General features: G+C 72.8%; 9 protein-coding genes. 6 read left to right on the top strand and 3 right to left on the bottom strand.

Going from position 1 to position 10,079, the window contains the following annotated elements:
- Positions 1-39 precede the first annotated feature (39 nt).
- Complete coding sequence (ppgK, locus tag FHU30_RS23140; protein ID WP_253878646.1) at positions 40-819, bottom strand: polyphosphate--glucose phosphotransferase; 780 nt, start codon at positions 817-819, stop codon at positions 40-42.
- Positions 820-976: 157 nt separating this feature from the next.
- Here ppgK and sthA point away from each other — a divergent pair, with 157 nt between their 5' ends.
- A complete protein-coding gene (sthA, locus tag FHU30_RS23135) occupies positions 977-2,449 on the top strand; it encodes a Si-specific NAD(P)(+) transhydrogenase (protein WP_253878645.1) in 1,473 nt (490 codons plus the stop codon).
- A 94-nt stretch (positions 2,450-2,543) separates the two neighbouring features.
- Here the strand turns inward: sthA and FHU30_RS23130 are convergent, their stop codons facing one another.
- A complete protein-coding gene (locus FHU30_RS23130; protein ID WP_253878644.1) occupies positions 2,544-2,963 on the bottom strand; it encodes an SsgA family sporulation/cell division regulator in 420 nt (139 codons plus the stop codon).
- 322 nt (positions 2,964-3,285) lie between these two features.
- Between FHU30_RS23130 and FHU30_RS23125 the strand changes: the two genes are divergently transcribed.
- From FHU30_RS23125 to FHU30_RS23105, 5 genes are all read left to right on the top strand, one after another.
- Positions 3,286-3,609, top strand: a complete 324-nt coding sequence (locus FHU30_RS23125) for a PGPGW domain-containing protein (RefSeq protein ID WP_253878643.1) — start codon at positions 3,286-3,288, stop codon at positions 3,607-3,609.
- 157 nt (positions 3,610-3,766) lie between these two features.
- Positions 3,767-6,607, top strand: coding sequence for an ATP-dependent Clp protease ATP-binding subunit (locus tag FHU30_RS23120; protein ID WP_308211383.1), 2,841 nt, complete (start codon positions 3,767-3,769; stop codon positions 6,605-6,607).
- Between the two features lie 8 nt (positions 6,608-6,615).
- Positions 6,616-7,983, top strand: coding sequence for a threonine/serine exporter family protein (locus FHU30_RS23115; protein WP_253878642.1), 1,368 nt, complete (start codon positions 6,616-6,618; stop codon positions 7,981-7,983).
- Between the two features lie 10 nt (positions 7,984-7,993).
- Positions 7,994-8,686 carry a VIT1/CCC1 transporter family protein gene (locus FHU30_RS23110; RefSeq protein WP_253878641.1) on the top strand — a complete coding sequence of 231 codons (693 nt, stop codon included), beginning with the start codon at positions 7,994-7,996 and terminating at the stop codon, positions 8,684-8,686.
- Positions 8,687-8,809: 123 nt separating this feature from the next.
- Positions 8,810-9,379 carry an HdeD family acid-resistance protein gene (locus tag FHU30_RS23105; protein ID WP_253878640.1) on the top strand — a complete coding sequence of 190 codons (570 nt, stop codon included), beginning with the start codon at positions 8,810-8,812 and terminating at the stop codon, positions 9,377-9,379.
- Between the two features lie 112 nt (positions 9,380-9,491).
- Here the strand turns inward: FHU30_RS23105 and FHU30_RS23100 are convergent, their stop codons facing one another.
- Positions 9,492-10,016, bottom strand: coding sequence for a hypothetical protein (locus FHU30_RS23100; protein ID WP_253878639.1), 525 nt, complete (start codon positions 10,014-10,016; stop codon positions 9,492-9,494).
- Positions 10,017-10,079: the final 63 nt, after the last annotated feature.

Below are 10,079 nucleotides of genomic sequence, written 5' to 3'. Positions count from 1 at the left end.
GAGCGCCCCGGGCCGACGACTGCCGCCCCGGTCCCCGGCTCAGGGCTTGGGGGCCGGGGCCTGGCGGGCGGGGGACGGCGCGGCGGTCTTCGCGGCGGCCATCGCGGCGCCGACGATCCCGGCGTTGTTGATCAGGGCGGCGGGCACGATCGGCGCCCGCACGCCCTCGATCAGCGGGACGAACCGGTCCGCCTTCCGGCTCACGCCCCCGCCGAGGATGATCAGCCCAGGGCTGATCAGGCCCTCCAGCCGCGCCAGGTACTCGCTCAGCCGCTCGGCCCAGTGGTGCCAGCTGAGCTCCTTCTCCTCGCGGACCTTCGCCGACGCGCGCTTCTCGGCGTCCTTGCCGCGGATCTCGATGTGCCCGAACTCGGTGTTCGGCACGAGCGCGCCGTCGATGAACAGCGCGCTGCCGATGCCCGTCCCGAGGGTCAGCATGACGACCGTGCCCGGGTGGCCGCGGCCCGCGCCGTGCGCCATCTCGGCGACCCCGGCGGCGTCGGCGTCGTTGAGGACGGTCACGCGCCGCCCGGTGACCCGGGCGAACAGCGCCGCCGCGTCCGTCCCGATCCAGCCGTGGTCGACGTTCGCGGCGGTCATCGTCGTCCCGTTGACCACCACGCCGGGGAAGGTCACCCCGACCGGGCCGTCCCAGGCGAAGTGCTCGACGACCTGCGCGACCGCGCCCGCGACCGCCGTCGGACGGGACGGGTCGGGTGTCGCGATCCGCATCCGGTCGGCGGTCAGCTCGCCGGTGCCGAGGTCGACCGGGGCGCCCTTGATGCCCGATCCGCCGATGTCGATGCCCAGCATCCGCATGCCCACGGCCTACCCCCGCTCGTCCCGGTCCAGTCCGGCAGTCCCCCCGACCGGAAGTCCTCTCGATCGGAAGTCCTCCCGATCGGAAGACCCCCAGCCTGAAAATCCTTCCAAGCCGGGCCTTATGGAAACCTGCGGCCTTCGTCACACTGGGGGCGTGTTCGACTTCGACATCCTCGTGCTCGGGTCGGGTCCCGGCGGGCAGCGCGCCGCCATCGCGGCGGCGAAGCTCGGCCGCCGGGTGGCGGTCGTGGACCGCAGGGACATGATCGGCGGAGTCTGCATCAACACCGGGACGATCCCGTCCAAGACGCTGCGCGAGGCGGTGCTGTACCTGACCGGGCTCAGCCAGCGCGAGCTGTACGGGCAGAGCTACCGGGTCAAGGAGGACATCACCGTCGCCGACCTCGGGATGCGCACCCGGCACGTGGTCGGCCGCGAGATCGACGTCGTCCGCAGCCAGCTCGCCCGCAACCACGTGACCGTGCTGCCCGGCACCGGCCGCTTCCTCGACCCGCACACGGTCGGCGTGACCTCCGCCGCGACGGCCGAGGCGGCGGGCCGGGAGACCAAGGTCAGCGCGGAGCGGATCGTGATCGCCACCGGCACCCGCCCGGCGCGTCCGGACTCGGTCGCCTTCGACGACCGGACCGTGATCGACTCCGACGGGATCATCCACCTGGAGCGGATCCCGCGGTCGATGGTGGTGGTCGGCGCGGGCGTGATCGGGATCGAGTACGCCTCGATGTTCGCCGCGCTCGGCACCAAGGTCACCGTGGTCGAGCGGCGCGAGCGGATGCTGGAGTTCTGCGACCTGGAGATCGTCGAGGCGCTCAAGTACCACCTGCGCGACCTGGCGGTCACCTTCCGGTTCCGGGAGGCCGTCGCGGCGGTCGAGCGGCGCGGCCGGGCCGCGATCGCCGTGCTGGAGAGCGGCAAGCGCATCCCGGCCGACACGGTGATGTACTCGGCGGGCCGGATCGGCACGTCCGACCGGCTGAACCTCGGCGACGCCGGGCTGGCCGCCGACGACCGCGGCCGGATCCGGGTGGACGGCGACTACGCCACCGAGGTCCCGCACATCTACGCGGTCGGCGACGTGATCGGCTTCCCGTCCCTCGCCGCGACCTCGATGGAGCAGGGCCGGCTCGCCGCGCACCACGCCTGCGGCGAGCCGGTCGCCCGGATGTCGGAGCAGCAGCCGATCGGGATCTACACCATCCCGGAGATCAGCTTTGTCGGGCGCACCGAGGACGAGCTGACCGAGGCGAAGATCCCCTTCGAGGTCGGAGTGTCCCGGTACCGCGAGCTGGCCCGCGGCCAGATCATCGGGGACTCCTACGGGATGCTCAAGCTGCTGGTGTCCCCGGACGACCGGTCGCTGCTCGGCGTGCACGTGTTCGGCACCGGCGCCACCGAGCTGGTGCACATCGGGCAGACCGTGATGGGCTGCGGCGGCACCGTGGACTACCTGGTCAACGCGGTCTTCAACTATCCGACCCTCGCCGAGTCCTACAAGGTCGCCGCGCTCGACGCGATGAACAAGATGCGCCAGGTGGCGCGGCTGACCGAGCTGACCGGCGGACCGGCCGCGGACGCGGCCGGTGAGGGCGGGGAACCTGGGGAGTGAAGTCCCGCCGCGGGCGCGACGGGCGCGCGGGGCGGACGCCGTGCGGCGCGTGCCGGACCGTCCGGGGGAGCGTCCCGGAACCGTCCGGCGCCCGTCAGGACGACCAGAGCAGCGTGGCGAGCTCCGCGTCGATGTCGATGAAGCGCGGCTCCTGGCCGGCCGGCACCACCTGGTAGGTGCGGTGCAGGAAGTCCGCGAGCGGGCTGAGCGGGGCCTCGAACAGCGCGTCGCCGAACGGCGAGCTGAGCGCGATGTCGAGGGTGTCGTCGTCGTCGGCCGAAGGCCAGACCTCCACGTCGCCGTCCCCGACCCGGCGCACGATGCCGACGGTGAGCAGCTCGCGCGCGAAGATCCACTCGACCGGCTCGTCGTCGCCGACGTAGAAGGCCATGCGGATCGCGTAGGGGTCGTCGGCCGCGTAGGAGAGGCCGGCGAGCAGGGGGACGGTCGTGCGGTCGGGGACGACGAGGCGAAGGCCCAGCTCTGCTGAGACGGTGGTGCTGCTGCTGTTCATGGCCATTCCTTCTGACGTCGGTCCCGCGGTGCGGCGGGCGTTGGGTGGGAACTTCACTCCTCTCACGGATGTCCCCGCGATCTATGACGCGTAACTGGGCCGAGTTGTGGGAACATTCCGCGACCCGCCGGGGCTGTGATCAAAATCACGTACCGACAACCGGCCTTTGACCTGGGCAATTGGATCATTTCGCCCGGCTGGATCGTTGTGTTCCCATGATGGCGCCCGGTCGGTCGTGCCACGATCGAGAGGGCCCGCCTGCACCGTAAAAACGGGGCATGATGCGCTTAATGACCATCGCCCCCCAACCTTGGGTAAAAGCGTGGCTATTGACTCGGAAAATGATCGGCCCACCCGGCTGGAGCGGTTCCAGGCCCGCGCCCGCCGCAACCGCGCGACGCACCTGGCGTGGCGCGGCGGCGTGCTGGTCGTCGGCGTGGCCGTCCTCGCGGTCGGCGTCGTCATGATGGTCACGCCCGGCCCCGGCATCCTCGGCATCGTCCTCGGGCTGGCGATCCTCGCTACCGAGTTCGCGTGGGCGCGGCACGCGCTGCACAAGGCGCGCGCCGCCGCCGACAAGGCCAAGGAGAAGGCCCTGGAGAAGACCCGGGCCAAGAGCGCCCGCCGCGGCGCCTCGCAGGACTGACCGCCGCGCCTCGCGGGACGGATGGGCCGCTCTCGCGCGGCGTTTGTCCTGGTCCGTAGGGGGATGTCGGCTGTTTACCCAAGCACTAGCGCGACCTGGTCTTATGCCGTGTCCGCACCGGAAACGAGCCCCTTGATGCCGTTCAAGGGGGACCCACGTGACCAACTCGCCGTTCGGATCGTTCTTCGACGACCCCTTCCGGGGGTTCGACCTGATGAGCAACCGGATCTTCGGGGGTGAGTCCTGGCCGCCCTCCCGGCCGGGGGTGCAGCGGGTGGACGTCGGCCGGCTGCTCAGCGAGCAGGGCCGCGAGCTGCTGGTGCGCGCCGTCCAGGACGCGAGCGAGCGCGGCGCCGCCGACATCGACACCCTCGACATGCTGAACGCCGCCGCGCAGGCCGACCCCGCGCGGACGCTGCTGCGTTCGGCCGGCGCCGACCCGGACGGCCTGACCAAGGCGATCGACGAGGCCCTCGGCGGGTCGCCCGGCTCCCCGCCGTCCACGTTCACCCCGTCCGCCAAGCGCGCCCTGCTGGACGCGCAGCGGATCTCCAGCGCGCTCGGGTCGTCCTACATCGGGCCCGAGCACCTCGTGCTCGCCCTCGCCGCCAACCCGGACGCCGCGTCCGCCAAGCTGCTGTCCTCGCAGGGCGTGACGGTGGACGACCTCCGGGAGGCGCTGGCCGGTGAGCAGCAGCGGTCCGGCCCGTCCGGCGGGATGGCGGCGGGTGGCAAGGCGCAGCGCGGCGGCGGCGAGACGCCCACCCTGGACGAGTACGGCCGCGACCTCACCGAGGAGGCCCGGCAGGGCAACCTGGACGCGGTCGTCGGCCGCGAGGACGAGATCGAGCAGGCCGTCGAGGTGCTGTCCCGGCGGACCAAGAACAACCCGTGCCTGATCGGCGAGCCCGGCGTCGGCAAGACCGCGATCGTGGAGGGCATCGCCCAGCGGATCGTGAACGGCAGCGTCCCCGACACGCTGAAGGGCAAGCGGGTCGTCGCGCTCGACCTGACCGGCATGGTCGCCGGGTCCAAGTACCGCGGCGAGTTCGAGGAGCGGATCAAGAAGGTCATCGACGAGATCCGGGCCGACTCCGACAACCTGATCATCTTCATCGACGAGGTGCACACCCTGGTCGGCGCGGGCTCGGCCGAGGGCGGCATGGACGCCGCGAACATCCTCAAGCCCGCCCTGGCGCGCGGCGAGCTGCACGTCGTCGCGGCGACCACGATCGACGAGTACCGCAAGAACATCGAGAAGGACGCCGCGCTGGAGCGCCGGTTCCAGCCGGTGCTGGTCGCCGAGCCGACCGTCGAGCAGACCGTGGAGATCCTCGCCGGGCTGCGGGACGCCTACGAGGCGCACCACCAGGTGAAGATCACCGACGACGCGCTGGACGCCGCCGCGACCATGTCCGACCGGTACATCTCCGACCGGTTCCTGCCGGACAAGGCGATCGACCTGATGGACCAGGCGTCCGCGCGGGTCCGGCTGCGCTCGGCGGTGCCCGCCGACGACGTCCGCGAGCTGGAGGACCGCCTCGACCGGCTGCACCGGGACAAGGACCAGGCCGTGTCCGGCGAGGACTACGACCGGGCCAAGGAGCTGACCGCCGAGATCGACCGGCTGCGGCCGCAGCTGGAGAACGCCCGGCACGGGTACGCCAACGCGCCCGAGGTCACCGCCACCGACATCGCCGAGGTCGTGTCCCGCCGCACCGGCATCCCGGTCGCGCAGCTCACCGAGGAGGAGCGGGACCGGCTGCTGCGGCTGGAGGAGCACCTGCACGAGCGCGTCATCGGCCAGGACAAGGCGGTGGACGCGGTCGCCGAGGCGGTCCGCCGGTCCCGCGCGGGCCTGTCCGACCCGAACCGGCCGATCGGCAGCTTCCTGTTCCTCGGCCCGACCGGCGTCGGCAAGACCGAGCTGGCGCGCGCCCTCGCCGACGTGCTGTTCGGCGGCGTGGACCACATGATCCGCATCGACATGTCGGAGTACCAGGAGAAGCACACCGTCGCCCGGCTGGTCGGCGCGCCTCCCGGGTACGTCGGCTACGACGAGGCGGGGCAGCTCACCGAGGCCGTCCGGCGCCGCCCGCACAGCGTGGTCCTCTTCGACGAGATCGAGAAGGCGCACCCGGACGTGATGAACATCCTGCTCCAGGTGCTCGACGACGGGCGGCTCACCGACGGGCAGGGCCGCACGGTCGACTTCTCCAACACCCTCGTCATCATGACGAGCAACATCGGCGCGCAGCTGATCCTGGACAACACCGGCAGCGAGGACGACCTGCGCGACAAGCTCATGGACCTGCTCCAGCACACGCTGCGGCCCGAGCTGCTCAACCGGATCGACGAGGTCGTCATCTTCGACCGGCTCGACCGGGGCGAGCTGCTCCAGATCGTCGACCTGCTGCTGGAGAACACCCGGCAGAAGCTCAAGGGCCAGGACGTCGGGCTCGACGTCACCTCGTCCGCCAAGGAGAATCTCGCCGAGCAGGGCTACCAGCCCGAGTTCGGCGCGCGGCCGCTGCGGCGGACCGTCCAGCGCCAGGTCGACAACCAGCTCTCCCGCATGCTGCTGAGCGGCGAGCTGAAGGAGGGCGACAAGGCCATCGTGGACTACGTGGACGGCGGCCTCGACTACCGCGTCGACCGCAGCGGCGAGAAGTCCGGCTCGTCCGGCGGTGCCGGCGGTTCGTCGGGCAACGGCTCGGGCGCGATGCCGATGCCGCCCGCCGGAACCGGCCCCGCCACCCCGCCGTCGTCCGGCTCGTCCGGCTCGTCCGCCTCGTCCGCATCGGACGCGTCGGAGCGGCTCAAGCCGTCGCCGTCGCCTTCGCCGAACCCGTCCGGTTCGCCGCATCCGTCGCCGTCGCCTGATCCGTCGCCGTCGCCCGACATGCCGCCGTCGGCCGACTCGACCATGTCGCAGAACCCGCCCACCGGCCCGTCCTCCTCCGCGCCCGCGGACCGGGACGGACCGGGCGCCGGCTGATCGGGGAGATGGGCCGGGACGGGCACGGCGACCGGCGCCCGCACCGGAGGGTCTCGGTGTGGGCGCTGCTCCGTCGCGGCCGGGTCGGGGACGAGCCGGAGGCGACGGGACCGCCGCCGCCGTCCCGCGAGCTCGTGGTGTTCCTGCGCGACATCGGCGTGGCGCTGTGCCGCAGCGGCGACGCGGTCAACCGCATCGCCGAGAAGCTGGTCGACCTGGCGAACCGGTACGACGCGCCCGGCGTGAAGTTCATCATCCTGCCGACCGGGCTGTGGGTCCGGGTGGGCGAGGGCGAGGACTCCGCCGTCGACTTCGCGCCCATCCTGGGCGGCGACCTGCGGCTCGACCAGATCGGGCGGCTGTACGACCTGGTCGACGAGGCCGAGCGGTCCCGGATGTCGCCGGTGGAGGGCGAGGCGCGGCTGGAGAAGATCCTCGCGTCCCCGCCCCGGTTCGCGCCGTGGGCGACGATCGCCGCGACCGTGCTGATGACGCTCGGCCTCGGCCTGATCCGCAACCCCGTGCCGAGCGCGATCGTCGGCTACCTCGTGCTCGGCGCCGTGGCCGGGGCGCTCCGGCTGGTGGCGCACCGCTGGTCCGGGCTCGCGCCGAGCCTGCCGGTGGTGGCGGCGATGGCGGTGACGATCGTCGCGGGCGAGCTGTCCGGGCCGTTCGCCTCGGGCGACACCAGCCAGCTGCTGGTGCCCGCGCTGGTCACCTTCCTGCCCGGCGCGGCGCTGACGATCGCGACCATCGAGCTGGCGGGCGGCGCGACGGTGTCCGGCGCGTCCCGGCTGGTGGCGGCCCTGATGAAGCTCATGCTGCTCGCGTTCGGCATCGCCGCCGGGCTGCAGCTCGCCGGGGAGGGGCACCCGGGCCGGCACGTCGAGGCGCTCGGCGGCTGGGCCCCGGTGCTCGGCGTCGCCGTGCTCGGGCTGGGCATGTACCTGAACGCGGCGGGCCCGGCGAAGTCGCTGCTGTGGCTGCTGCTGGTGATGTACGTGGTGTGGGCCGTCCAGCTGGCGGGCAACTCGTTCGGGAGCACGCTGCTCGGCGCGTTCCTGGGCGGCGCGGTCCTGTCGCCCGCCGCGTTCGCGGTGCAGGGGCGGCCCGGCGGTCCGCCCGCGCAGGTCAGCTTCCTGCCCGCGTTCTGGCTGCTGGTGCCGGGCGCGCTCGGGCTGACCGGGGTGTCGGACCTGGTCAGCGGCACCAGCGACGCGGCCACCGGGCTGGCCACCCTGGTGAACGCGATGGTCACGGTCGTGGCGATCGCGCTCGGCGTGCTGGTCGGCTCGTCCCTGACGCGGTCCACCGTGCAGGTCGCGGGACGGACGGCCAAGGCGCCGGGCCCCGCCGCCGAGGATCCCGCGGGCTGACGGAGGACGTGTGGAGAACGAGAGCTTCAGCGGCCGGTTGAACTGGCTGCGCGCCGGGGTGCTCGGCGCGAACGACGGCATCGTGTCGACCGCCGGGATCGTGGTCGGCGTCGCCGGCGCGACGACCGCGGAGGGCACGCTGCTGCTCGCGGGCCTGTCCGGGCTGCTCGCCGGGTCGCTGTCGATGGCGGCGGGGGAGTACGTGTCGGTCAGCACCCAGCGCGACACCGAGCAGGCGTTCCTGGCGACCGAGAAGCGCGAGCTCAGCGACGACCCGGACGCCGAGCTCGACGAGCTGACCCAGGCGTACGTGGACAAGGGCCTCTCCCGCGACCTGGCCCGGCAGGTCGCGGTGGAGCTGACCGCCCGCGACCCGCTGTCGGCGCACGCCGAGGTCGAGGCCGGGGTCGATCCCGACGAGCTGACCAACCCCTGGCACGCGGCGCTGGCCAGCTTCGTCGCGTTCACGCTCGGCGCGCTGCTGCCGCTGCTCGCGATCGTGCTGCCGCCGCCGCAGGCGCGCGTCCCGGTCACCGTCGTCGCGGTCGCCGCCGGGCTGACGGTGTGCGGCTGGACGAGCGCGCGGCTCGGGAACGCGCCGGCCGGGCGCGCCGTGCTCCGCAACGTCCTCGGCGGCCTGGTCGCGATGGCCGTCACTTACCTCGCCGGCCACCTGCTCGGCACCGGCGGCGGCGCCGCGTGAACGGCGGCCCGAACGGCCTGAACGCCGCGGGAGCGGGGAGCGCGCCGGGGTGTTCGGGGGATTTTGCCCACTCGGGGTGCGGGGATGGTGTTCGCCGCAGCCCGGCGCGGACAGTCTCTCGACATGAATGGTCAACTCAGCCGCCACTGGTGGGTCCTGCTCGTCAGGGGCGCGGTCGCGGTTCTGTTCGGGGTCCTCGCCCTGTTCTGGCCGGGCATCACGGTCTGGGCGCTCACCGTCCTGTTCGGCGCGTACGCGCTGGTGGACGGCGTGTTCTCGCTGGCCGGCGCGTTCACCGGCGTCGAGGGCGAGTCGCGCGCGTGGCTGGCGGTCGCGGGCGTCTGCGGCATCCTGCTCGGCGTGATGGCCTTCGCCTGGCCGGGCGCGACCGCGCTGGTGCTGCTCATGCTGATCGCGGCCTGGGCGCTGGTCGTCGGCGTGCTGCAGATCGTCGGCGCGTTCCGGCTGCGGAAGCTGGTCGACGACGCCTGGCTGCTCGGCGTGTCCGGCGTGGTGTCGGCGATCCTGGGCGTCCTGCTGTTCATCTGGCCGGCGTCCGGCGCGCTCGCCGTGGTCTGGATGATCGGGCTGTTCGCGATCGTGATGGGCGCGATGAGCATCGGCGCGGCGTTCCGGCTGCGCAAGCTCGGCGAGCCGGCCGGCTCGCACCGCGTGGGCCGCCAGCTCGGCTGAGCGCGGCCGGAAAAGCCCGGGCCCGGGTCCTCCGCCACAAGGACCCGGGCCCGTCCCCTGTTCTCCAGTGGTCAGGCAGGCTCCCCCGGTGGTCAGGCGGGTCCTCCGGTGCTCAGGCGAGGGTGTCGCAGAGGTTCTCGACCGTCGCGTGCCCCGGGTGGATGATGCGGTTCCCGTCCGCCTTCACCACGATCGTGAAGCGGCCGTGGATGATGTAGTCGCCCGCCGGGTAGCCGGCGTTGCCCTGCTTCACGCGGATGCTGAGACCGCCGTCGAGCCGTCCGTGCAGGGTGCCGTCCTTCAGGTAGTGGAACCAGGCGTACCCGGACACGTCGCGGACGACCGAGTGCCCGTTGCCGGTGAACCGGACGACCAGCGGCCCGCGGAACTCCTCCCACTTGACCTTGCCATTCGGGTAGGTGGAGAGCGTGCGCACCTCCTCCTCGTCGCGGACGATGTCGCCGCGCACGGTGAACGAGCACACCCCGACGTCCACGAACGGCTTGGCGCTGTAGGGCCGCCACTCCCTGCGGGCGGCGGCCGACGCGGACGGCCCGGCGCACAGCAGTCCCGCCCCGCAGGCGGCACCGGCGGCGACCGCCGCGGCCCGCCGCCCGGCGCTCCTCGACTCGAACAACAGGCACCTCCGATGCGATGGGATTGCCGGAACAGACTCCCCGCGCCCGGTACAGGACGGGTA

This window comes from Actinomadura rupiterrae (assembly GCF_024172125.1).
GTDB lineage: Bacteria > Actinomycetota > Actinomycetes > Streptosporangiales > Streptosporangiaceae > Spirillospora > Spirillospora rupiterrae.
This window is presented reverse-complemented; position numbering and strand designations above follow the sequence as displayed.

Coding starts and splice junctions, on each gene's coding strand:
- FHU30_RS23105 (WP_253878640.1), top strand. CDS start 8,810: ATGAATGGTCAACTCAGCCGCCACTGGTGGGTCCTGCTCGTCAGGGGC.
- ppgK (WP_253878646.1), bottom strand. CDS start 819: ATGCGGATGCTGGGCATCGACATCGGCGGATCGGGCATCAAGGGCGCC.
- FHU30_RS23130 (WP_253878644.1), bottom strand. CDS start 2,963: ATGAACAGCAGCAGCACCACCGTCTCAGCAGAGCTGGGCCTTCGCCTC.
- FHU30_RS23115 (WP_253878642.1), top strand. CDS start 6,616: ATGGGCCGGGACGGGCACGGCGACCGGCGCCCGCACCGGAGGGTCTCG.